The organism is Aquirufa sp. 5-AUSEE-100C1 (assembly GCF_054558655.1).
This window is the reverse complement of record NZ_JBPXKO010000001.1, coordinates 389,497-413,115: the sequence shown is the minus strand read 5'-3', so window position 1 is coordinate 413,115 and position 23,619 is coordinate 389,497. Positions and strand designations below refer to the sequence as shown.

The following is a 23,619-nucleotide window of genomic DNA, read 5'->3' as shown; positions in this document are numbered from 1 at the left end:
GTTTTAAATGTCATTAGATGCCTCTGAAGAGGTGTCATTCATGCGTAAACGTTCAACTTTATTAACCTCTCTAAATTTAATACGATCAACAACCGCATTATCAATTTTCTTAGAAAGAAAATAACTCGTAAGACAGTATACGGCAAAGATTAATACTAAATATAACAATAATTGATTATTACTTTCTAATCGCACCCGACTGAGGTAATGAAACAAACAAACTATTAAGATATTGAAAATCAATAATACAGCGGTTGCCCTCTTATGAGATAAACCTATATCAATTAATATATGATGAAGATGTTTTCTGTCGCCCTCAAATGGTGATTTTCCTTCCATTAAACGAATAAAAAACATACGAATCGTATCAAATACCGGTAAAATTAAAATCGCTAATGCATACAAAGGTGCATCCTTAGAAAGTGAAGGATTCAACATGTAATTATGGTTAATAACAACATATTTAATCGCAAAATAAGACAACAGAAACCCTACAATAAGTGAACCCGTATCGCCCATAAATATTTTATTCTTTGTCGACCAATTATATCTCAGAAAACCTAGCAAAGAGCCCGATAAAGACATTGCTAAGGTAGACTGAGCATATAATCCCAATTTGTAAAACAAAAAAGCAAACATTAAGCTAGCAAATAACCCAACAGAACCCGCTAATCCATCAATTCCATCAATCAAATTAATTGCATTAATTAAGGATATAAAAATAAAAATTGTTACAAATAAACCTACGTTATATGATAACTGAGAAAAACCAAGTAAACCATATAGGTTAGAAACTTGAAGATTGCCTAAGCTTATGACTAACAAAGAAGCGGCTATTTGAATCAATAACTTTTTTTTCGGTGATAAAATGAGAATATCATCCTTTATTCCTAAAAAGAATAGAATAATAATAGCCGAAATTGTAAGATGTAAATCATGACCTTCCTTAGGATTATCCCAGATGAAATAAGTAATTAAGGTGGCAGCAAAAATTGCAACACCTCCTAAGGTAGGAGTAAGCTTTTTGTGAGAACTTCGTGATTTAATTTCAGCCATTAAATCCTTCAGCCGTGAAATATTAATTATGACAGGAATAGCTGTTAGCGTAATAAATAAAGCTACAACAAAAGAAATAATAAGCTGAAAGTCCTTATTCTCAATTAATTCTAAATAATTCATAAATTATTTGATCACACGTTTCTTACTAAGAGTTGTTGAACCATTTCCATAAATTTCAAATGGTTGAGTATTTTTTGTAATAATTTGTCCGATTCCAACGACACTATGTGAAGCAACAGTGACCCCTCCTACTATGGTAGAATTAGCACAAATCCATGCTCCGTTTTCAATATTAATGGGTTTACTCATCAAATCAAATGAAGTCGAAGTATAATCATGATTTCCCGTTAACAATAATGCATTTTGTGAAATACACACATGATTACCAATCACAACATCTGAAATATTATCAATCCATGCCGCTTCGCCTATCCAAACATGATCACCAATTCGCAACTTCCAAGGCAACTTAACCTTTACCCAGGGTTTAATCACGCATGATACGCCTACACGAGCACCCATCAACCTAAGAATACCTACTTTAAATCGACTTGGGTAAGGGATATTCGTTAAGAAAAATAGATTGGAAAGAATTAGCCAGATGAGATATCTTAACTTATCCCAAATATTCACATGCAGCGAGTGCTTAAACGAAGATAAATCAACGACTTTGTTATCCATTTAGGGTATTCTTTTTAGGTAATACTAACAAAAACCGAATCAAGATAATGTAAAATACCCAATACGAAAAATCCAATGGCCTACCACCAGTAAACACAGACACAAACAAATTAATATAAAATAGACTTATAAAGTTTTGAAATACGTTTTTGGTCTTAATTCCCAGAATTATGTAGTAAACAATAAACAGGTTGAAAATACAAAATAGAAGACACCCCAGGATACCAAAATTAACGAAAGCTTCTAAAGCTGGAATATCGACATACCAAAATTTATACCCCTTACCAAAAATAAAATCAAACCAGTCCCTTGAAATAATTCGTTTGATAAAAGCAATATTTTGAACACGGTTAAGAGCTGACGCATCCTGCGGAGTAGATGAGTTATTAATTCCTAATCCCGTATTAATTGCACGTAGTAAAAAATCATAAGCCTGATCCGAGTACCTATTGAATGTTTCGACAATACGAAAAGCCTTATTTAAATACTGAAGTATTAAAAAAAGTACAAAATAGTAAATTAAAATATACCGATTCGATTTAAAAGCGTTCTTAAAACTATAATTAGCGAATAATAGGTAAAAAAGGATACTCAAACCCAGAGAAATAAAATTTCCCCTGGTTTGAGTTAATATTAAAACAATAAAACTTACCAATAAATTGATGTGTGCAATTAACTTTAAAAGGATACTCCGATTACCAATAAAGTCATAATTGCTTCGCTGTATTACTAAAAATGACATAATTAGTCCCGCAACTGCATTACGACCAAATACGATGGGATTACCTGAAAAATCTTCTCCCGTCCCCTTATTGTATTGGACAGTAGCACGAGCACCAAGTACATAATTAGGATTCGTCGAAATTGAATAAATTAACGATACATTATTCAATAAGGTAACCAAAATGATCAATAGCGGTAAATAGTATTGAATGGAATTGTCAACCCGAAAAACGCAGTAAATAAATCCTATTAAAATCGTAAAATTAATTGCATCAACGATTAATGATGACTTTTGGCTATTGTAAAAAAGAAAATAAAAAAAACCTAAGAAAAAAAAACTTAAGCCCGTGAAGGCCAAAGTCTCATTCCCTTTATAAAAATACTTTAACGGAATATGATTCAGCATCAACACCAAACCTATACAGTAAACAATCCCAGTAAAAACAGATGTTTGACCTATTCCAATTAATTCTTTTAGAAAATAGATAAAAGGAGGGGCGATCCAGATAAGCACTATACCCAGTGAAACTTTCCAATTAAATAATTTATTATCTAACAAAATAAAAATATATTATAATGGAAATAGTTGAAGTGATTCCGTTTGGATTCGAACCAAAGACCTACTGCTTAGAAGGCAGTTGCTCTATCCAGCTGAGCTACGGAACCAAAATTAAAAAGTCAATTTAGCTAAACGTGCAAGCACTCTTAACTAAATTGACTGTGTCGGGGTGGCAGGATTCGAACCTACGACCTCTTGGTCCCAAACCAAGCGCGATACCGGGCTACGCTACACCCCGAAAAACACTGCGGAGAGAGAGGGATTCGAACCCTCGGTACCGTTTCCAGTACGCATGTTTAGCAAACATGTCCTTTCGGCCTCTCAGGCATCTCTCCTAGCATTTAAGAGAGTACAAAAATAAGATTATTTATTTAAGATGCCAAATATCTGGCAAAAAAAACAACATTTTTATAAATCAAATACAGACACCGACTTACCTGGTAAAGAGGTTTTACCCATTAATTCAAGGTCAACTTGACGAGCTGCTTCACGGCCTTCCGAAATAGCCCAAACGACTAATGACTGACCTCGACGAGCATCCCCTGCTGTAAATACCTTGTCTACCAAGGTTTTATAAGATGAAGAGGCAGAAATATTACCGCGATCATCTAAAGATCCCCCTTGATCCTTTAACTCGTCAATTAAACCTGAATGATCCGTATGTAAGAAACCTGCAGCAATGAGAGCCAACTCACAAGGAATTTCCCGAATATTTAAAATTTCTTGTTCAAGTTTACCGTCTACATGTTTATAAGAAATATCTCCAATCAATAATCCTTTCAACTCTCCCTTTTCATTTTTAATAAATTCTTGCAAGGATATAGACCATAAACGTTCAGCTCCTTCTTCATGAGAGGTTGATGTTCGTAACATATTTGGCCAATTAGGCCATGGTGTATTATCTGCCCGACCTACAGGAGGCTTAGGCATAACCTCTATTTGTGTAATCGATTTGGCCTTATGACGATTTGATGTTCCCACGCAGTCAGAGCCGGTATCTCCCCCACCAATCACAACTACATTCTTTCCTGTTGCCAAAATGTCTCCTGAAGTATACGCTTCACCCTTATGGTTTTTTATTACATCAATACCCGACACACGTTTATTTTGTTGAGACAAAAATTCCATGGCAGGATAGATACCAATCGCATCATTCCCTTTGGCCTGAATTAGACGCGGCGTTGTAGAACCTGTTGTCAAAATGATCGCATCAAACTCCTGCTGTAACTTATTCAATTTAATATCAGAGCCAATATTGGTATTGGTAACAAAACTGATACCTTCTTTCTCCATAACGGAAACTCGACGATCAATAGTTGATTTGTCTAATTTAAAATCAGGTATTCCAAAACGCAACAAACCACCAATGCGATCCGCGCGCTCATAAACAGTAACTAAATGACCTGCTTTATTTAATTGACTAGCGGCTGCCAATCCTGCTGGACCCGAACCAACTACTGCCACCATCTTACCAGATCGTTTTGCTGGAATCTGAGGGACAACCCAACCTTCGGCATACGCTTTTTCGATAATTGATTTCTCAATCATTTCAATAGCAACAGCTGGCTTATTGATTCCTAAAACGCAGGCCGATTCACATGGAGCAGGACAGATTCGTCCCGTGAACTCTGGAAAATTATTTGTCGAAATTAAAATTTCAAACGCATACTTCCAGTTTTGCTCATATACGGCATCATTAAATTCAGGAATGATATTTCCAAGCGGACATCCATTATGACAAAAAGGAGTACCGCAATCCATACAACGACTCGCTTGAGACTCGGTATCTTGAGGGGATGCTAATAATTCAATTTCATTATAATCATTAACGCGCTCAGCGACAGGACGCTTTAACGCTACTTTCCGATCTACTTCTAAAAAACCAGTTGGCTTGCCCATTTTACTATTTTTTTAACTCAATTTGAATATCTTGATAAACTCGGTCTTTGTCATTTAATACATCTGAAATCGTTAAATTTCTCGATGTCAATGCATTTCGGTAATCGATTGGGAGAACCTTTTTAAATAAACTTATCGAAGACGCAAAATTGTCTAGGATTGACTTACCCTTGGTTGAATTGGTTAATTCAACATGCTTTTCCACGTACATCCGTACGATTGAAACATCTTCAGGAGTCAATTCGGTAATTTCAACCATTTCACGATTCACCTTCGCTTCAAAGTCATTCTTTTCATCCAAAATGTAAGCCACACCTCCTGACATACCCGCACCAAAATTACGACCTGTTAAACCTAAGATAACGACTAATCCACCCGTCATATACTCACAACCGTGATCACCAATACCTTCGACAACAACCTTGGCTCCTGAATTACGAACACAGAATCGCTCACCCGCCATACCTGCTAAATAGGCTTCACCCGAAGTAGCACCATAGAAACTTACATTTCCGACAATACTATTTTCTGCTGCATTAAATGTTGCAAACTGGGAAGGATAAGCGATAATCGTTGAACCACACATACCTTTACCTATGTAATCATTCGCGTCACCTTCAATCTCTAATTTTAAACCCTTCACAGAAAATGCACCAAACGATTGACCTGCAGTACCTTTAAATTTCATATGAATCGTATTTGCTGGTAAACCTTTTTCGCCATACTTTTTCGTAATCTCATTTGAAATGATAGTTCCTACAGATCGATTTACATTTATAATTGGTAATTCTCCAAAAACTGGTTTTTGACTTGACAAAGCATCTTTCGCCAATGCTAAAATTTGCCAATCTAATTGATCTTCCAAACCATGATCTTGCTCCTCCGATTTAACTACAGAAACGCCATCTTCCCTTGGAGCAAAAGATAAAATAGGAGATAAATCTACATGCTTGAATTTCCAGTGATTGGATAAATCAGTCATTTCCAACAAATCCACGCGACCTACCATCTCGTCCAATGTCTTAAATCCTAATTCAGCCATTATTTCACGCATATCCTGTGCCAAGAAATGGAATAAATTAACAACATCTTCCGGTTTACCCGTATATAATGCACGCAATTCAGGATTTTGGGTAGCTACCCCTACTGGGCAGGTATTCAAATGACACTTACGCATCATAATACATCCTGCGGTCACTAGGGCAGCTGTCGCTACACCAAACTCCTCCGCTCCCAAAAGTGCGGCTATGGCAATATCACGACCCGTTTTAATTTGACCATCCGTTTGAACTGTAACACGTCCACGTAATTTATTCTTTACTAAGGTTTGATGAGTCTCAGCCAATCCAAGCTCCCATGGTAAACCTGCATGACGAATTGATGACAACGGAGATGCTCCTGTCCCACCATCGTATCCTGCAATTAGTATATGGTCAGCATGTGCTTTTGCTACACCAGCAGCAATAGTTCCTACCCCAGCCTCTGATACCAATTTTACAGAAATTCGTGCAGCGCGATTGGCATTTTTTAGATCAAATATTAGCTGAGCCAAATCCTCGATTGAATATATATCATGATGCGGTGGAGGTGATATTAATCCCACACCCGGAGTAGAATGTCGAGTCTTACCAATCCAGTCATCTACTTTATGTCCTGGTAATTGACCTCCTTCACCCGGTTTTGCACCCTGAGCCATTTTTATTTGTAATTCCTTGGCATTCGTCAGGTAATTGGCAGTTACTCCAAATCTTCCCGAGGCAACTTGTTTAATAGCCGAATTCATCGAATCCCCATTAGCCATAGTTACAAAACGTATGGGATCCTCTCCTCCTTCGCCTGTATTCGACTTTCCTCCAATACGATTCATCGCAATGGCTAAGGTCGTATGCGCTTCATACGAAATAGAACCAAAGGACATTGCTCCTGTGGCAAATCGCTTTAAGATATTTTCAATCGGTTCAACCTCATCAATTGAAATCGATTGAGTCGATTTAAACCGCAATAAACCACGTAAGGTGATGGCCTTTTTTGTTTGATCGTCAATGATCTTCGCGTATTTTTTATATACCGAATAATCATTCGACTTCGTTGCTTGTTGTAACAAGTGGATAGTAGCTGGATTGAACAAATGTTCTTCACCGCGTTGTTTCCACTGGTAGATACCTCCTACTTCTAATTTCGGATAATCCGACTTTAATAACTCATAACCTGCTTGGTGCTTAACCAAAGCTTCTTTAGCAATTGTATCTAAATCTATACCGTTAATCCGGCTAATTGAGCCAGAAAAATAGAGGTCTACTACTTCTTTAGCAATACCTAAAATTTCAAAAATTTGAGCACCCTGATACGACTGAAGAGTAGAGATTCCCATCTTTGAGAAAATTTTTAACAATTCACCGTTAACCGCTTTGATATAATTGTATTCAAGCTTCTCATACGACAAGGATTGGTCAACTAGATTTGTATCCTTCATCGCACGAATCGTTTCAAATGCCATGTATGGATTAACCGCAGAAGCGCCATACCCAATCAATGTCGCGAAATGATGGGTTTCCCAAACGTCACCAGCCTCAACGATAATGCCCACTTTAGCACGTTTTTTGGTACGAATCAGGTGATTATGAACAGCCCCTAAAGCCAACAAACTTGGAATTGGCGCATGAGATGAATCGATTCCTCGATCTGTCAATAAAATAATAGAATACCCATCGTCTACGGCATCTTCCGCATATTGGCAAATTCGCTCAAGTGCCTTCTCCAACTTACCTTCCTCACCACTAGAGCGGAATGTCATGTGAATTGATTTGGTTTGAAAATTCTCGTGGTCAATCCAACGAATTTTTTCTACCTCCTTATTTCGTAATACGGGTTGTTGTATTTCAATTTGCTTACAATGGTTTGGCCCTTCTTCTAATAAATTAGAAAGTCCGCCAATATCAGTCAATAAAGACATAACCATACGCTCACGAATAGGGTCAATCGGCGGATTAGTTACTTGTGCAAACAATTGCTTAAAGTAAGACGATAAATGTTGTGCTTTATCTGATAAAACTGCCAATGGCGTGTCAATACCCATGGAACCCAACGCTTCCTTACCCGTTTCAGCCATTTGTGCTAATACGACACGAATATCCTCCGTTGTAAAACCAAAAATTTGTTGGCGTGAAATTAACTCGATTGCCTTTGGTTGGCGATACTCACTACCTGCTTCAGGTAAATCCTCGACACGAATTTTATTTTCACGTAACCATTGTCCATAAGGCTGCTGTTGGCAAATTTTCTCCTTCAATTCCTCATCAGGAATAATTCGTCCCTGCTCCATATCCACCACAAACATTTTACCGGGTTGTAAACGTCCCTTTGAAACAATACTGGATGGATCTAAATCCAATACACCTGCCTCGGAAGCCATGATCACATGATCATCTTCAGTAACCCAATAACGGGATGGACGAAGGCCATTCCGATCTAAGGTTGCACCAATCATTTTTCCATCCGTAAATGAAATACTAGCTGGTCCATCCCATGGCTCCATCATTGCTGCATGATATTCATAAAAATCACGCTTGTAGTCGGCCATACTATCATTGCCATCCCATGCTTCAGGAATTAACATCATCATGACATGAGGTAAAGAGCGACCACCCAAGTACAACAATTCGATGGCGTTATCTAAAATGGCAGAGTCCGATTGTCCAAGGCTACAAACCGGAAGAATCATATCTAATTCCTCTTGACTAAAGTACTTACTCGAAAACAAAGCTGATTGTGCTTGCATCCAAGAAGAATTCCCTTTTACCGTATTAATCTCACCGTTATGCGCAATAAACCTAAATGGTTGCGCTAATTTCCATTCAGGAAATGTATTCGTTGAAAACCGTGAATGAACAATCGCCAACGCAGAGGTAAATGTATCATCATGCAAATCCTTAAAATATCCAGGAACCTGCATCGTTGTCAACATACCCTTGTAGATTATCGTTCTACATGACAAAGAAGTAAAGTAAAACTTGTTTTCAAGACTTGGAATTGTTTCGTTTAACAAACGAGTAACATACTGTCTAAAAACATAAAGTTTACGTTCAAAATCGATCTCAGTAGCACAAGTCTCGGGACGTTCAATAAATAATTGTTGAATCGAAGGCTCTGCCTTTCCAGAATCGGCACCTTGAATATCACCATTGTCCAAAGGTACCTCGCGATATCCAATCAACCGAAGATTTAATTTTTTTGCTTTACGTTCAATTACTTCTTTACATTCCTTAATTAATACGTCATTTTTGGGAAAGAAAATCATACCCACACCATATTGACCTGGAGCTGGTAAAGAATAACCTAGCTTTCTCGTCTCCTCCAACAAAAATTCATGTGGTATTTGCAATAACACTCCCGCACCATCACCTGAATTTGGATCACATCCACAAGCACCACGATGATCCATGCGAATCAACATCGTAATTGAATCTTGTACAATACGATGGGATTTAATTCCCTTCATACTAGCAACAAAACCTATACCACAGGCATCATGTTCAAACTCTTTCCTGTAAAGACCCTCTTCGGCAATGTTATTCATAATAATATATAATTATTCTAACAAAAATTTTAAAATAAGATTATCGTATAAATTCTATTCGAAAGAAATTCTCAATAGAATAGCCACATATTTCAAATTTAACTAAAAATATATTTGGCTAAAATCAATTTTTACAAAATAATATACTGAATATAGTAATATCACTATTGCGATATAGTTATTCCTTGAATAATCCTATTTTACGTTAATAGTTGTCACCGTAATCACTTCCATCAATACCAAATTCATCCGTATTCGCATCGGATTCATCTTCAAAATCATTCTCTAAGTCATTTAAGTAAATGGCATCTACCCCCTCTTGAACGGTATTCATGATGGTTAAATTTTCTATTTTAGCTTGATCTAATCGGTCTGTGATTTCTTCATTTTTGGATACAACAACGAAAAGTCCCAATTCATTGGTACAAATTTTAGTTGCTTTACGAATTGCCGAAACACCAAAACCATCTAATTGATTGATTTTAGCTATATTTAATATCATGTTGCCGTAATCTTTCTTGAAAAGAATTCGTACAGCAGATTCTAATTCTTCATGATTTTCTTGAATTAATCCTTCCCCTAACCACTCAATTAAGGCATAACTTTCATTTTGCTCTAGTTGGTAAATTTTCGTCGACATATTAAATTAAAGATGAAATTTGATTGTAAATAAATTCTTTGTAATTGTCAGGTAATGTCTCTTTCACAAATTTCTTTCCAGTAATCTCTTCATAAAGTAAAATATATCTTTCAGAGATCTGCATGACAAACTCATCTGTGATAGTTGGCATAATCTGACCCTCTTTTCCTTGAAAATTATTGGCAATTAACCACTCTCTAACAAATTCTTTTGACAGCTGCTTCTGTGGCTGACCGGCAACAAATAATTCTTGATACGGTTCTAAATAAAAATAGCGTGAAGAATCAGGTGTATGAATTTCATCCATCAACATGATCTTACCCTCATAAAATCCGAATTCATACTTGGTATCTACCAAAATTAAATTCTTCTCGGCAGCCATTTGCTGCCCACGTTCAAATAAAGCAAATGTCTTTTCACATAATTCATCCATGGTTTCTTTGGAAACAATTCCTTTTTCCAAAATTTCAACAATAGAAATATCCTCATCATGTCCTTCACTCGCCTTCGTTGTTGGAGTAATTATGGGATTTGGTAGCTTTTGATTTTCTTTTAGCCCTTCAGGTAACTCAACACCACATACGATACGTTTACCTGATTTATATTCTCGCCAAAGATGGCCAACCAAATATCCTCGAACGACCATTTCAATCGGAATGGGTTGACAGGCTAATCCAAAAGCAGCATTAGGTGCTGGTGATTGCAATAGCCAATTGGGAACAATATCTTCAGTAGCTTTAAGAAAGTGTGCAGCAATTTGATTTAAGACTTGACCTTTAAATGGTATTTCACGAGGCAATACAACATCAAATGCTGATATTCGATTTGAAGTAATCATAAGCAAATGTTTACCAAATGAGTAAACGTCACGAACTTTACCACGATAAAATGATTTCTGACCTGGGAATTCCAACGGGGATGTAGACATATTATAAAATTAAAACAGGGTTTTTTCTTTTCGTTTCATTAAATCCAACAAATTCATAGCTTCGTTGAATCGAATATTTAAAGGAGATTGATTCTGGTTACTTTGCTTTTTGTCGCGAAAAATTTTAGGTGACTTAAATGCTACTAATTCATAAATTCTAATTAATGAATCGGAAACAGAAACATCCTTTATACTATTCTTACTATAATTTAAAGCTTCCTCGAAATCTTTATTTTGATAAAGAGTTAGTGTCTTTAACACATAATCCCCATGAGTCTTCGGGCTGTAATTTAAATCAAACTTCTTTCGATCAACTTTAATCGCTAAATAACGTTTTACACGGGACAAATCATTATTTGTAAATATACTCTTACGCTCCATGGCAATAACAACTTGAAGCGCCTTAGAATAATCTCGTTGGTCAAGATACCTATTTACTCCCTGAATCTGTGCGTTATATTCATAGTTACTTTCAGCGTAGAAAGTTTGTAACAATAGAATAAATATGTAATAATAGGTTGTAAACACGATTAAATTTTAAGAATTCGATATTTAAAGCTTAAATCGAAAGCAATTAAAATACCTACCAAAATTAATAAATAATGGACCAAAAAAGGTGAAACAAGCTCATTTTCAAAGTCAATTAACTGTAAAAAGTTAAAATTATCTTGATTGGTATCAATTCGTCGCCAAGTTCCACTTTCACTTTGGTACATTTCAATTCGATTGAGAGAATTAAAATGCTGATCAGGCAAAGGAATGAGCTCTTTCGGTACTAATTTATTTTCCCGTTCAATCTTTAATAGATGTCGAAATGTGTTCTCTGAAGTTCTCGGAATAAAAATATAGTATTTTCGAGTTGATGAATTATAAAGCCAAATTTCTAATTCAGAATACTTTAATTCTGAAATACGAGAACTTATATTTACTTGATCATCCTCCGATAATTTAAAGTTTAGATGCGTTTTACAACTAATTACAAAGATCGCATTATTGTATTCTTGATTAGACTTTTGAGGAACCTGAGTCAAATTTTTCGTTACAATTAACAGACAGCATAGAATCAATGATCTGATTAGAAATTTAATCACCAAAAGACTAGATATTCCAAATTGATTCTTTGACATTCGACGGTAACGAATGTATTGAATAATCAAGCTCAAAATAAATACGCAGATAAACAAGATGGAATTGTTCATAAAAATCATGCATCAAGCCAAGTAAGTATCAAAAGTAAATTACTATTTTTACAATTCTATTACAATTTGATGGATATATACAAAAGTTCTCGGTTAGATAATCTTAAATATGAGATTAGAGGTCCAGTTTATGAAAAGGCAATTGCCCTACAAAACCAAGGCTACAAGATAACCTCTTTAAATATTGGTAATCCTGCTGCATTTGGTTTTGAAACACCAGATGAAATCGTTCATGATATTATCGTCAATATTCGGAGCGCACAAGGCTATGTGGACTCAAGAGGTCTATTTGCGGCAAGAAAAGCGGTCATGCAGTATTATCAAAACCAGGGTGTCAAAAATATTTTAATCGAAGATATATATATCGGGAATGGAGTCAGTGAACTAATCTCTCTTGTATTAACAGCGCTTTTGAATGCAGATGATGAAGTTTTAATTCCTTCGCCCGATTACCCTTTATGGACAACGGTGGTAGGTTTAGCCGGTGGCAAAGCTATTCATTATGAGTGTGACGAAGATTCTGACTGGAATCCGAGCATCTCTGATATTGAATCAAAGATTACGAGTAAAACGAAGGCCCTTGTCATTATTAATCCCAATAACCCTACGGGTGCTGTTTACACAAAAGAAACCATTAATAATATTGTTAAGCTTGCAGAGAAACATAAGCTTCTCCTATTTGCGGATGAAATTTATGATAAGATCTTATATGATGAAAATATTCATCATTCGGCGGCCGGGTTAAGTGATGAAATATTGATATGCACGATGGGAGGATTGTCAAAAAACTATCGTGCAGCAGGATTTAGAGGAGGGTGGATGATCCTAACCGGTGCAAAACACAAAGCCAAGAGCTATATCGAAGGTTTGAATTTTCTATTTAGTACACGCCTTTGTGCGAATGTGATTACGCAAGTAGGTATTCAAACGGCACTTGGCGGTTATCAATCCATAAATGACCTAGTTCTTCCATCGGGAAGATTGGCACGCCAAATGAATTTGGCGCATGAAAAACTAAATGCAATTCCAGGAGTAAGATGTGTCAAACCCAAAGGCGCATTGTACCTCTTCCCCAAATTTGATTTAAATCAATTTGATTTTGAGGATGATAATCATTTTGTCATGTCGCTTTTGGAAGAACAAAAAATTCTAGTTGTTGGCGGACAAGGATTTAATTTCACCGATAAAGATCATTTTCGGATCGTTTTCCTTCCACATGTGGAACAATTAACGGTAGCTTTAGATAAAATAGCCCTTCATTTTGATAATCATCGTATATGATTTTTAACCAATTTTCACGGAAGCAAAAGTTATTTATATTTCTCTTTGGAATATTTTTGACTAATGCTATTATCGCGGAAATTATTGGAGTAAAGATAGTCAGCATCGAGAAAAGCCTAGGATTTAATCCCCTACATTTAGAGACATCTTGGGGAACATTATGGGATTTAAATCAAACAGCAGGGGCGTTAAACTGGCCCATTGTATTTATAGTTTCGGATATCATTAATGACTATTTCGGTAAAAAAGGGGTTCGATTTATTTCATTTACGACAGCTGGATTTATCGCTTATTCGTTTATTATCATTTACTTAGCCACCTTATTAGTGCCGGCAGATTTTTGGTTGGACACCAATAAAGGTGATTCGAATTTTAATATTAACGAGGCATTTAGTCGGATATTCCGACAAGGTTTAGGGATTATAAGCGGATCATTGTTTGCCTTTTTAGTTAGTCAAATAGCAGATGCATTAATATTCGAACGAATCAAAGCCAAGACAGGTCAAAAGATGATTTGGTTGCGCGCTACAGGATCGACTTTAGTTTCCCAACTAATTGATAGTTTTCTGGTGATAGGAGTCGCATTTTACTTATTTGGAAATTGGACAATTGGCCAATGGATGAATGTATCCTTAAACAACTATTTATATAAATTCTTTGTCGCCATTTTGTTTACCCCCCTACTCTACTTGGCGCATCATTTAATTGAGCGATACTTAAAGGAAGAAAATTAATTCCTTCGGAGATTATCCAAAAATACGGCCGTGGATATCCCAACATTCAAGGACTCAGCTAATCCATACCTAGGAATAGTAACACGATGCTTTACGTATGGAATATTTTCGGTTCTTATGCCATTGGATTCATTTCCAAACAATAAAAAGGACGCTTTAGGAAAAGTAATTGTATGGATATCATCACCATTTAATAAAGCACCGTAGACAGGTATATCTTTATTGGTAGAAAATAACTCCGCTAACTCCATATACGCAAAACGAACGCGGGCATAAGAACCCATCGAAGCTGAAATTACTTTGGGATTAAAAAAATCGGTACAATCGGGCGACATCACAAGTTGATTTACACCATACCAATCACAAATACGAATAATCGTACCCAAATTACCCGGATCCCGAATTCCATCCAAAACAACCGTTGTCATATTTTCAAATGACAAAGTGGATTTGAAATGCTGCATGGATACCACAGCAAACCCGAACGAATTTGTCACCAACGTAGATAATTTGGCTAATAATTCTTCGTTCTCAATATACACTTCTGTCCTTTTGAATAAGGTTTCATATTTATCGGCAAAAACATCTGACGTGACTAGAAACTGGACGGGTATATCTGAGTCGATTAATTCAACTACCGCCTTCTCGCCTTCTACTAAAAATAGTTGATTATCAATTCGCCCCTTTTTAGAATGTAGGGAATTAATTAACTTTATTTGTCTATTCGTTAGCATCAAGAAATTGTGAAAAAGGTATACGCTGTATTGTTTGTCATTCTATGGTTTGTTTTAAATTCCTGTCAATCGGTAAATACCTATCAATTGCCCACAAACACGGTTCATAAAATTACGATCAAAGGAAATAAAATTCAGTCCACAGATGACATTAAGGCAAATATAAGTGGATTAAAAGAAAGTAATAAGTCTTTTTTGTTTATTCGTGTAAATTCCTTGCTAGCAAACAAACGTAAAAGAATTGATTCAACTGGCGCCAAACAAGCCTCCATTCAATTCTTCAAAAGAGTCCCGTCTCAATTAGATAGTATAGAATTAACCAACATAAAGAATAATTTAATTCTTTATTATCGTAAACATGGATTTTTGAAGTCGGAAATTTCATATTCTGTCAGCAATACGGAAGGTAAAATAATTGTAGATTTCATTGTACGAGAAGGTCTCCAAAGTATCTTTTCCACTAAAGATTCAGTATTGATTGACAATCCTCAATTGGCTTCTTCCATGCAGGAATATTTGGTCAATAGAAGCCTAATAAAGAAAAATACACCTTTGTCAATGGAAACCATTAATGAACAGAGGTCAAGTATCGTAAATTACTTTAGAAATAAAGGCTACTTTTATTTTAATCCTGAAGTAGTGGGAATACATATTAATGATCTTAAAGACTCCACATTAAAGAACATAGCACTCATATATAAAATTCCATCTTTTGCGTATTCAAATGTAGATTCCAAGAAATATGATCGTGTTTATCGTTTTGGGAAATTAAAAATAAATGAAACAACGATTGATCAAAAAGACGAGTCTTCCACTTGGATAAAAAAAACCATCAATTCGAATCAATTAAAACGAATTATCAATATCAAAGAAGGGGATATTTATTCATTGGATAAAGTCAATCAATCCTTATTGAATATCTATGCAACTGATCAATTTAAAACAGTCAACGTAAACTTTGACACGACATCGAACAAAGTATCACCTACGATTGATTTGGTCAAAAATAATAGATACACATTTTCATCAGAACTGGGTGGAAGTGTATTTAGAGGAATACCGGGTCCATTTTTGACAAATACCTTTAAAATTCGGTCCGTATTTTCCTATTTAGATTATTTAGATTTTACAGGGAGAATCGGATTTGAGGCCCAAACCGGTTTTATAAACACCGAAACAACAAGAAAAAATTTAGAAGTTAACCTAAGTACTACACTGAATTTACCCTCTTTATATATTCCCAAAAGTTTAGATAGCTGGAAACAGTCATTAACTGCATCTCAAACACAAATCGGAGTAGGATACGACTACATCGACCGTCCTGAATATATACGAACGAATGCAAAAGTATTTCAACGCTATAATTGGAAAAAATCAAATAATAAATTTTTCCAATTATCATTGATAGACTTAAACTTGTTAAACACAAATTATCCCATCACACCTACTTCAGAAGCATTTAAAAGTTACTTAGAGGAATTACGCCTTAAGGGAAATAATTTATACCGTAGTTTCAATCCAAGTTTTGTATCAAGTATTAATTTTCAATATAACTACCGATCTTTTATTCCAAGCAATTCGTTAGTCAATGGCGAATCGTTATTACTAAATTTAGAATCAGGTGGTACAAGCTTGAATTTCCTTGGAAACAAGCGCATTAGCTTTATTGAAAATGTATTTTCAAGTAACCAAGAAATTCAATTCTATCGATACCTTCGGGTAAACCTTGATTACCGTAAATATTATTTATTAGGTAAAAGACAAAAGAGCCAATTCGCATTCAAATTCAATGGCGGAATTGCGTATGCATATAGTGGAGAAAATAATTACGAACTACCTTATGAGAAAAATTTCTTTATTGGTGGTCCAAGTAGTATAAGAGCTTGGAAACCACGTCGACTAGGTACCGGAGGGTATAACACGTTTAGCAATTTGATTGAACAACCAGGAAGTATGATTTTGGAAAGTTCAATCGAATATCGCTTTCCTATTGTTCAATTTCTAGGGAAAATAAATGGAGCAATTTTCGTTGATGCAGGAAATATATGGAATGTAGATCATGGTCAATTGAATACCATCGGCACGTTCAAATTGAATACTTTTCTAAATGAAATTGCAGTTGGAACAGGTTTTGGTATTCGATGGGATTTTGATTATTTCCTTTTGAGATTAGATTTGGCGTCAAAAGTAATCAATCCAGCAAATCCTAAAAACGAAAAATGGGTTCTCCCCAAAACTACCTTAAGCAGTGGGGAAAACCCAATTGAATTTAATATTGGGATTGGCTACCCGTTCTAATTATGCTTTCTTTCTCGCAATTGCTTTGATTGATTTCTCAACAATCGCCTGTGCATTTAAACCATATTTTTCCATTAAATCAGCTGGTTTACCTGATTCGCCAAATGAATCGTTTACACCTACAAATTCTTGAGGTGTCGGCATATTCAAGGCAAGATATTGAGCGATCGAATCGCCTAAACCTCCGTTAATTTGATGTTCTTCGGCAGATACAACACAACCTGTTTTTGCCACCGAAGCATGAATTGCCTCTGTATCCAAAGGTTTAATTGTGTGAATGTTAATTACCTCTGCAGATATACCCTTTTCTTGTAGCATTTCAGCTGCAATAATGGCCTCCCATACTAAATGACCTGTTGCGAATATACTTACATCTGTGCCTTCAATTAAATGAACGGCTTTGCCAATCTCAAATTTCTGATTTTCAGGTGTAAACACAGGAACTACAGGACGCCCAAAACGTAAATAAACCGGACCTTCGTAATCAGCAACTGCAATAGTAGCTGCTTTCGTTTGATTATAGTCACAAGGATTAATAACTACCATTCCCGGTAACATTTTCATTAAGCCTATGTCTTCTAAAATTTGATGTGTTGCTCCATCCTCACCTAATGTTAATCCAGCGTGTGAACAGGCTATTTTAACATTTTTACCTGAATATGCTACGGATTGGCGGATTTGATCATAAACGCGACCGGTACCAAAATTAGCAAATGTAGTTGCATAAGGTACGTAACCTCCGATTGACAAACCAGCAGCTAATCCAATCATATTTGCCTCAGCAATACCTGTTTGAAAGAAACGCTCAGGTGAATTCTTAATAAATGCCTCTAATTTTAAAGATCCAATTAAATCAGCGCATAAAGCTACTACCTTAGGATTGTGAAGGCTTAAATATTCCATTCCAGCACCAAAGCCCGAACGTGTATCTTTTTTTGTTTCGTAAGTAAATAATGCCATTTCTATTGATTAATAATCGCCTAAAGTTTCTTCTAATTGACCTAATGCCGCCGCTAATTGTTCATCATTGGGAGCTACACCATGCCATTTATGACTGTGCATCATAAAATCAACACCTGCACCCATTTCTGTTTTCATAATTACCATCACTGGCTTTCCATTTTGCAACAATTGTTTTGCTTGTGCAATGATCGCAGTAATGGATGCCATATCGTTACCGTTAACACGCAATACCTGCCATCCAAAAGCCTTATACTTAGCCTCTAAATCAAGGTTATTCATTACTTTCTCAGTTGGCCCATCAATCTGCTGACCGTTCTCATCAATGAAAGCAATTAAATTATTGACATTGTGATGAGGTGCATACATCGCTGCCTCCCAAACTTGACCTTCATTCTGCTCACCATCTCCCATTAAACAATAAACGATCGAAGCATCACCATTGAGTTTTTTCGCTTGAGCTACACCAATGGCGACACTTAGCCCTTGACCCAATGATCCCGATGCGATACGAATACCTTCTAAATGCTCATGTGGCGTTGGGTGACCTTGCAAACGTGTATTTAATTTACGAAAGCTAGCTAACTCGGACACATTAAAATACCCACGACGAGCCAAAACGCTATATAAAAGCGGTGAAATGTGACCGTTTGAAAGGAAGAATACATCCTCATTCAAACCATCCATTTGAAAAACTACTTTTCCCGAAGCATCGGTTTTCAACATCATGGAATTAAAGTATAATTCCACCAATAAATCAGTACATCCGAGAGATCCTCCAGGATGCCCAGATTGGCAGCCATGTACTTGACGTAAAATATCCCGACGAACCTGAGAGGCTACTTTTTGTAATTCAACTGTTTGCATAATAAAATTAGTGGATTTGTTCCGTATGATTTTTGGTATCCACTTTCGTGATAATATCTGTTATAATTCCTTTTTCATCAATGACAAATGTCGTACGAGCTATCCCCATGTACGCTTTACCATACATAGATTTCTCTACCCATACACCAAATGCATTGACAATTTCTTGTGATTCATCTGAAACTAATGAAAATTTTAGTTGGTATTTCGCTATAAATTTATCGTGAGACTTATTTGAATCTGTACTTATCCCGATAACTTGAAAGCCCTTAGCAGCTAAATAATCTAAATTTTCATTCAAATTACAAGCCTGAGCGGTACAACCAGGCGTATTATCTTTCGGATAAAAATAAAGAACTGTCTTTTTCCCCAGCAACGACAATGCCTGTCCAGTTGAGTCAACAAATTCTAAAATAGGCGAAACTGAACCAATGCTTAATTCCATGTTATTTTATAGCTAAATCAAACAATTTATTTCCTTGTAATATCCCCGTCAATGTATCCCCCATTTGAACGGGTCCAACTCCAGCTGGAGTACCTGTAAAAATATAGTCCCCTGTTTTTAAGGTAAAATATTGAGATATTTCCTCGATCAATTCAGCAATATTCCAAATCATTAAATCGGACGAGCCATTTTGAACCTCTACTCCATTTTTATGTAATTGAAAATGAATGGGAGTAGTAAAATCAGATTCTTGAATTGGTCGGAAATCAGAAACGAAAGCTGAGCCATTAAACGCTTTCGCTTTTTCCCAAGGTAATCCTTTCTCTTTTAATTTACTTTGAAGATCACGTGCGGTAAAATCAATTCCCAATCCGATCGAATCAATGTATTTATGCGCAAACTTAGCCTCTATATTCTTACCTACTTTTCCAATCCGAAATACTAATTCCAACTCATAATGAACATCGTTCGAAAATGAAGGAATATAGAAAGCGGATGAGGAATCCAACAAAGCCGTATCTGGCTTAATAAAAATTACTGGATCCGTAGGTCTATCATTCGATAGCTCCTTGATATGATCCACGTAATTTCTACCAACACAAATGATTTTCATCTGAAATTATTTTAAAACCTCAGATACCAACTTAGCAGCGTCTTTTAATAAAACAGCCGAAAATACCTTCAATCCTGAATTATTGATAATGGCAGCTCCCTCTTCCGCATTGGTACCTTGTAAACGTACGATGATAGGAATATTGATTTCCCCAATGTTCTTGTAGGCTTCAACCACTCCATTAGCAACACGGTCACAACGTACGATACCACCAAAAATATTGATCAAAATAGCTTTTACATTAGGATCTTGTAAAATGATGCGGAATCCAGCCTCAACCGTTTTCGCATTCGCTCCACCCCCCACATCTAAAAAGTTAGCGGGATCTCCACCCGATAATTTAATAATGTCCATCGTTGCCATCGCCAAACCAGCACCATTAACCATACAACCCACGTTTCCGTCTAGTTTTACATAGTTAAGGTCATTTTCAGATGCTTCAACCTCCAATGGATCTTCCTCTTCAATATCACGTAATACAGCTAAGTCCTTGTGACGATACAAAGCGTTATCATCTAAATTAACTTTAGCATCAACCGCCAATATTTTATCATCCGAGGTTTTTAATACCGGATTAATTTCAAACATGGACGAATCTGTTTCAACATAAGCACGGTACAAGGATTGAATAAACTTAACCATCTCCTTGAATGCTTGACCACTTAAACCTAACATAAAGGCAACCTTACGTGCCTGAAAATCTTGTAAACCCACACGTGGATCAATCCACTCTTTGATGATTTTTTCAGGAGTATGTTCAGCTACTTCTTCAATATCCATTCCACCCTCCGTCGACGCCATAATGACATTACAAGCACGCCCACGATCTAATAGAATTGAAATATAGTATTCTTTAGGCTCAGAATCACCCGGATAATATACATCCTCACTAATTAAAACCTTATTAACTTTCTTTCCTTCGGGACCCGTTTGGTGCGTTACCAACTGCATACCAAGAATTTGAGAAACTCTTTCTTTTACTTCATCTAAATTCTTTGCCAACTTCACTCCGCCACCTTTACCGCGACCACCTGCGTGAATTTGTGCTTTTACGACAAACCAACCAGTTCCAGTTTGTGCCTTTAATGCTTCTGCGGCTGAAATCGCATCTTCGATTTTGTCAATAACAATTCCCTCTTGAATTCTTACTCCGTAGCCTTTTAGAATTTCTTTTGCTTGGTATTCGTGAATATTCATTTAGTAAAAATTTTAATTTCGTGAAATTACTATTTATTTGCCAAACTTTTAAAAAGTTCTCGTATCTCTTTAAAAATCTAAAAAAAAGCCAAAAAAATGTTAGAATTAAAAAATATTTCCAAATCCTATGGAACACAATTGATTCTAAACAACATAAATATAAGCGTTCAGAACAGTCAATTGGTTTCCATCTTAGGGCCGTCTGGTTCCGGAAAAAGTACATTACTCCAATTAATTGGCCTTCTCTCTATGCCGGATTATGGCGATATCCATTTAAATGATATTTCCTACAAAGATTTAAAAGAGAATCAATTAGCTAAATTCAGAAATGAAAACATAGGTTTTGTATTTCAATTTCACAATTTATTGGGCGAGTTTACCAGCGAAGAAAATATCAAATTGCCCCTATATATTCGAGAAAAGAATATAAGCGAAGAACAAGAAGCCTATTTTCAAGAAATCATTCATCACCTGGGTATACAAAACCTCATTCATAAATTTCCGAGTCAATTATCGGGTGGAGAACAACAAAGGGTCGCTGTTGCACGTGCGCTCATCAACAAACCTGCTTTAATATTGGCAGATGAACCAACAGGAAACCTCGACAACAAAAATGCCGACGCATTATATGAGATGTTTGTTCGATTAAAAGAAAACTATGGCCAGCAAATCATTATGGTAACTCATAATGAGTCATTAACGAGTCAATCTGATCAAGTAATTTATTTAAATTCAGGAAACATCATTTAGCTTTCTCTGACAAAATGTCATAACTTTATAAGTCATTTAGAGATTTACTAATCTATGCAAGCGTTAAAGGTTTTATCTACAGAGGAAAAAGAAGCATTGGATTCTCCAAGAATATCCACAGATTATCAGCAAACGGATTTATTGGGAAAGGTATATATAGAGAGCTACGGCTGCCAAATGAATTTTGCTGATTCTGAAGTTGTCACATCCATACTAATAGATAAAGGTTACGGAACTACATCCAACATTGATGAGGCAGATACTATCCTACTCAATACCTGCGCCATCCGAGATAATGCAGAAAATAAAATTCGACACAGATTACAGACATTTAAAGGGTTAAAAGCCAAAAGACCCGAAATTACCATTGGAATTTTGGGGTGCATGGCTGAACGTTTAAAAACCAAGCTAATCGAAGAAGAAAAATTAGTTGATTTAGTTGCTGGACCTGATTCTTACCGCGATTTACCCAATCTATTAGAACAAATTGAAAATGGCCAAAAAGCCATCAATGTATTTCTATCAAAAGAGGAAACTTACGGCAATATTGAACCGGTTCGACTGCACACCAACGGTGTAAGTGCATTTGTGAGTATCATGCGAGGATGCGACAATATGTGTTCTTTTTGTGTAGTGCCATTTACAAGAGGCCGCGAAAGATCTCGTGATCTGGATTCAATCATAAATGAGTGTCAAACATTATTTAATCAAGGTTACCGAGAAGTAAATTTATTGGGCCAGAACGTTGACTCTTATCGATGGAAAAATCCTAATACAGGCGAAGAAATCAATTTTGCCTTATTACTCGAAAAAACAGCACAAATACATCCTGATTTGCGCATCCGTTTTTCAACATCCCATCCCAAGGACATCACCAATGAAGTCCTTTACACAATGGCTCGGCATGAAAACATTTGCAAGAACATTCATTTGCCAGCCCAAAGTGGCAGTAATCGGATTCTTGAATTGATGAATCGAACATATACACGTGAGTGGTATTTAGACAGAATCAAAGCAATAAAAACCATATTAGGTGATGAATGTGGGATTTCACACGATATTATTGCTGGATTTTGTTCAGAAACAGAAGAAGAGCACCAAGATACATTATCGCTATTGGAAGAAGTTCAATACGATTTTGGGTATATGTTTATTTATTCCGAACGTCCAGGTACGCCGGCCGCTAAGAAATATAAAGATGATGTGCCCGACGAAGTCAAATCAAGAAGACTAAGCGAAATAATTGAACTACAAAGAAAGCATTCAGGAATTCGCAATAATCAATACATTGGAAGAGTTCAGAAAATACTTGTCGAGGGAAATTCCAAGAAATCAGATAAGCACCATTTTGGTAAAACGGATTCTAATAAAGTTGTTGTTTTCCCAAAAGGATCGGAAAAAATCGGTGACTATGTTCATGTGAAAATTACTTCTAGCACGACCGGAACATTAATTGGCGAACTCGTAAATTAAAGC

The 23,619-nt window shown here is 36.1% G+C and carries 20 protein-coding genes and 3 tRNA genes; 5 read left to right on the top strand and 18 right to left on the bottom strand.

Translation table 11 applies throughout. From position 1 onward, the window contains the following. Window positions 1–3: 3 nt before the first annotated feature. From ACMH5P_RS01830 to ACMH5P_RS01775, 12 genes are all read right to left on the bottom strand, one after another. Window positions 4–1,179 (bottom strand): glycosyltransferase family 4 protein, encoded by a 1,176-nt coding sequence (locus ACMH5P_RS01830; RefSeq protein WP_459492604.1) that lies wholly within the window; start codon window positions 1,177–1,179, stop codon window positions 4–6. Between the two features lie 3 nt (window positions 1,180–1,182). Beyond that, complete coding sequence (locus ACMH5P_RS01825; RefSeq protein ID WP_459492603.1) at window positions 1,183–1,740, bottom strand: LbetaH domain-containing protein; 558 nt, start codon at window positions 1,738–1,740, stop codon at window positions 1,183–1,185. Further along, window positions 1,733–3,022 (bottom strand): hypothetical protein, encoded by a 1,290-nt coding sequence (locus tag ACMH5P_RS01820; RefSeq protein WP_459492602.1) that lies wholly within the window; start codon window positions 3,020–3,022, stop codon window positions 1,733–1,735. Before ACMH5P_RS01820 ends, ACMH5P_RS01825 begins: the two co-directional genes overlap by 8 nt. Window positions 3,023–3,055: 33 nt before the next feature. After that, window positions 3,056–3,129 (bottom strand) — tRNA-Arg (locus tag ACMH5P_RS01815). Between the two features lie 57 nt (window positions 3,130–3,186). Continuing rightward, window positions 3,187–3,260: transfer RNA gene (locus tag ACMH5P_RS01810), tRNA-Pro, on the bottom strand. A 10-nt stretch (window positions 3,261–3,270) separates the two neighbouring features. Further along, window positions 3,271–3,357, bottom strand: a tRNA-Ser gene (locus tag ACMH5P_RS01805). 73 nt (window positions 3,358–3,430) lie between these two features. After that, window positions 3,431–4,921 (bottom strand): glutamate synthase subunit beta, encoded by a 1,491-nt coding sequence (locus ACMH5P_RS01800; protein WP_459492601.1) that lies wholly within the window; start codon window positions 4,919–4,921, stop codon window positions 3,431–3,433. Window positions 4,922–4,925: 4 nt separating this feature from the next. Continuing rightward, window positions 4,926–9,497: a glutamate synthase large subunit gene (gltB, locus tag ACMH5P_RS01795; RefSeq protein ID WP_459492600.1), complete on the bottom strand. Its 4,572-nt coding sequence runs from the start codon at window positions 9,495–9,497 to the stop codon at window positions 4,926–4,928. Between the two features lie 205 nt (window positions 9,498–9,702). Then, window positions 9,703–10,137: an STAS domain-containing protein gene (locus tag ACMH5P_RS01790; protein ID WP_459492599.1), complete on the bottom strand. Its 435-nt coding sequence runs from the start codon at window positions 10,135–10,137 to the stop codon at window positions 9,703–9,705. Between the two features lies 1 nt (window position 10,138). Then, entirely contained in the window at window positions 10,139–11,065 is a 927-nt protein-coding gene (locus ACMH5P_RS01785) for a phosphoribosylaminoimidazolesuccinocarboxamide synthase (protein ID WP_459492598.1), read from the bottom strand. 9 nt (window positions 11,066–11,074) lie between these two features. Next, window positions 11,075–11,560: a hypothetical protein gene (locus ACMH5P_RS01780; RefSeq protein ID WP_459492597.1), complete on the bottom strand. Its 486-nt coding sequence runs from the start codon at window positions 11,558–11,560 to the stop codon at window positions 11,075–11,077. A gap of 35 nt (window positions 11,561–11,595) precedes the next feature. Further along, entirely contained in the window at window positions 11,596–12,096 is a 501-nt protein-coding gene (locus ACMH5P_RS01775; RefSeq protein ID WP_459492596.1) for a hypothetical protein, read from the bottom strand. Window positions 12,097–12,333: 237 nt separating this feature from the next. Here ACMH5P_RS01775 and ACMH5P_RS01770 point away from each other — a divergent pair, with 237 nt between their 5' ends. Next, window positions 12,334–13,545: a pyridoxal phosphate-dependent aminotransferase gene (locus ACMH5P_RS01770; protein WP_459492989.1), complete on the top strand. Its 1,212-nt coding sequence runs from the start codon at window positions 12,334–12,336 to the stop codon at window positions 13,543–13,545. Beyond that, entirely contained in the window at window positions 13,542–14,279 is a 738-nt protein-coding gene (locus ACMH5P_RS01765; protein WP_459492595.1) for a queuosine precursor transporter, read from the top strand. The genes ACMH5P_RS01770 and ACMH5P_RS01765 overlap by 4 nt, the downstream gene beginning before the upstream one ends. Here the strand turns inward: ACMH5P_RS01765 and ACMH5P_RS01760 are convergent. Further along, entirely contained in the window at window positions 14,276–15,013 is a 738-nt protein-coding gene (locus ACMH5P_RS01760) for a TrmH family RNA methyltransferase (RefSeq protein ID WP_459492594.1), read from the bottom strand. The genes ACMH5P_RS01765 and ACMH5P_RS01760 overlap by 4 nt on opposite strands. Before the next feature lie 9 nt (window positions 15,014–15,022). Between ACMH5P_RS01760 and tamL the strand changes: the two genes are divergently transcribed. Beyond that, complete coding sequence (gene tamL, locus ACMH5P_RS01755) at window positions 15,023–17,311, top strand: translocation and assembly module lipoprotein TamL (RefSeq protein WP_459492593.1); 2,289 nt, start codon at window positions 15,023–15,025, stop codon at window positions 17,309–17,311. On the opposite strand, the gene ACMH5P_RS01750 is transcribed toward tamL, so the two are convergent. Genes ACMH5P_RS01750 through sucC form a run of 5 tightly spaced genes read right to left on the bottom strand, consistent with a single transcriptional unit; the run spans window position 17,312 to window position 21,393 of the window. Beyond that, window positions 17,312–18,271 carry a transketolase family protein gene (locus ACMH5P_RS01750; RefSeq protein WP_459492592.1) on the bottom strand — a complete coding sequence of 320 codons (960 nt, stop codon included), beginning with the start codon at window positions 18,269–18,271 and terminating at the stop codon, window positions 17,312–17,314. Between the two features lie 9 nt (window positions 18,272–18,280). Continuing rightward, entirely contained in the window at window positions 18,281–19,138 is an 858-nt protein-coding gene (locus ACMH5P_RS01745) for a transketolase (protein WP_459492591.1), read from the bottom strand. A gap of 7 nt (window positions 19,139–19,145) precedes the next feature. Beyond that, window positions 19,146–19,583, bottom strand: coding sequence for a thioredoxin-dependent thiol peroxidase (gene bcp, locus ACMH5P_RS01740; RefSeq protein WP_459492590.1), 438 nt, complete (start codon window positions 19,581–19,583; stop codon window positions 19,146–19,148). A gap of 1 nt (window position 19,584) precedes the next feature. Then, on the bottom strand, window positions 19,585–20,196 hold the full coding sequence (locus ACMH5P_RS01735; protein WP_459492589.1) for a fumarylacetoacetate hydrolase family protein: 612 nt from the start codon (window positions 20,194–20,196) through the stop codon (window positions 19,585–19,587). A gap of 6 nt (window positions 20,197–20,202) precedes the next feature. Then, on the bottom strand, window positions 20,203–21,393 hold the full coding sequence (sucC, locus tag ACMH5P_RS01730; RefSeq protein ID WP_459492588.1) for an ADP-forming succinate--CoA ligase subunit beta: 1,191 nt from the start codon (window positions 21,391–21,393) through the stop codon (window positions 20,203–20,205). Window positions 21,394–21,489: 96 nt separating this feature from the next. Here sucC and ACMH5P_RS01725 point away from each other — a divergent pair, with 96 nt between their 5' ends. After that, the gene (locus ACMH5P_RS01725) at window positions 21,490–22,143 is read left to right on the top strand and encodes an ABC transporter ATP-binding protein (RefSeq protein ID WP_459492587.1); all 654 of its coding nucleotides are present in this window, start codon (window positions 21,490–21,492) and stop codon (window positions 22,141–22,143) included. A gap of 54 nt (window positions 22,144–22,197) precedes the next feature. Continuing rightward, window positions 22,198–23,616, top strand: a complete 1,419-nt coding sequence (gene miaB, locus ACMH5P_RS01720; RefSeq protein WP_459492586.1) for a tRNA (N6-isopentenyl adenosine(37)-C2)-methylthiotransferase MiaB — start codon at window positions 22,198–22,200, stop codon at window positions 23,614–23,616. Window positions 23,617–23,619: the final 3 nt, after the last annotated feature.

Excerpts from the sequence above, each read along its gene's own strand:
- ACMH5P_RS01825 (WP_459492603.1), bottom strand. The coding sequence starts at position 1,740 with ATGGATAACAAAGTCGTTGATTTATCTTCGTTTAAGCACTCGCTGCAT.
- gltB (WP_459492600.1), bottom strand. The coding sequence starts at position 9,497 with ATGAATAACATTGCCGAAGAGGGTCTTTACAGGAAAGAGTTTGAACAT.
- sucC (WP_459492588.1), bottom strand. The coding sequence starts at position 21,393 with ATGAATATTCACGAATACCAAGCAAAAGAAATTCTAAAAGGCTACGGA.
- ACMH5P_RS01760 (WP_459492594.1), bottom strand. The coding sequence starts at position 15,013 with ATGCTAACGAATAGACAAATAAAGTTAATTAATTCCCTACATTCTAAA.
- ACMH5P_RS01735 (WP_459492589.1), bottom strand. The coding sequence starts at position 20,196 with ATGAAAATCATTTGTGTTGGTAGAAATTACGTGGATCATATCAAGGAG.
- miaB (WP_459492586.1), top strand. The coding sequence starts at position 22,198 with ATGCAAGCGTTAAAGGTTTTATCTACAGAGGAAAAAGAAGCATTGGAT.
- bcp (WP_459492590.1), bottom strand. The coding sequence starts at position 19,583 with ATGGAATTAAGCATTGGTTCAGTTTCGCCTATTTTAGAATTTGTTGAC.
- ACMH5P_RS01790 (WP_459492599.1), bottom strand. The coding sequence starts at position 10,137 with ATGTCGACGAAAATTTACCAACTAGAGCAAAATGAAAGTTATGCCTTA.
- ACMH5P_RS01785 (WP_459492598.1), bottom strand. The coding sequence starts at position 11,065 with ATGTCTACATCCCCGTTGGAATTCCCAGGTCAGAAATCATTTTATCGT.
- ACMH5P_RS01765 (WP_459492595.1), top strand. The coding sequence starts at position 13,542 with ATGATTTTTAACCAATTTTCACGGAAGCAAAAGTTATTTATATTTCTC.
- ACMH5P_RS01725 (WP_459492587.1), top strand. The coding sequence starts at position 21,490 with ATGTTAGAATTAAAAAATATTTCCAAATCCTATGGAACACAATTGATT.
- ACMH5P_RS01830 (WP_459492604.1), bottom strand. The coding sequence starts at position 1,179 with ATGAATTATTTAGAATTAATTGAGAATAAGGACTTTCAGCTTATTATT.
- ACMH5P_RS01750 (WP_459492592.1), bottom strand. The coding sequence starts at position 18,271 with ATGGCATTATTTACTTACGAAACAAAAAAAGATACACGTTCGGGCTTT.
- ACMH5P_RS01800 (WP_459492601.1), bottom strand. The coding sequence starts at position 4,921 with ATGGGCAAGCCAACTGGTTTTTTAGAAGTAGATCGGAAAGTAGCGTTA.
- ACMH5P_RS01770 (WP_459492989.1), top strand. The coding sequence starts at position 12,334 with ATGGATATATACAAAAGTTCTCGGTTAGATAATCTTAAATATGAGATT.
- ACMH5P_RS01745 (WP_459492591.1), bottom strand. The coding sequence starts at position 19,138 with ATGCAAACAGTTGAATTACAAAAAGTAGCCTCTCAGGTTCGTCGGGAT.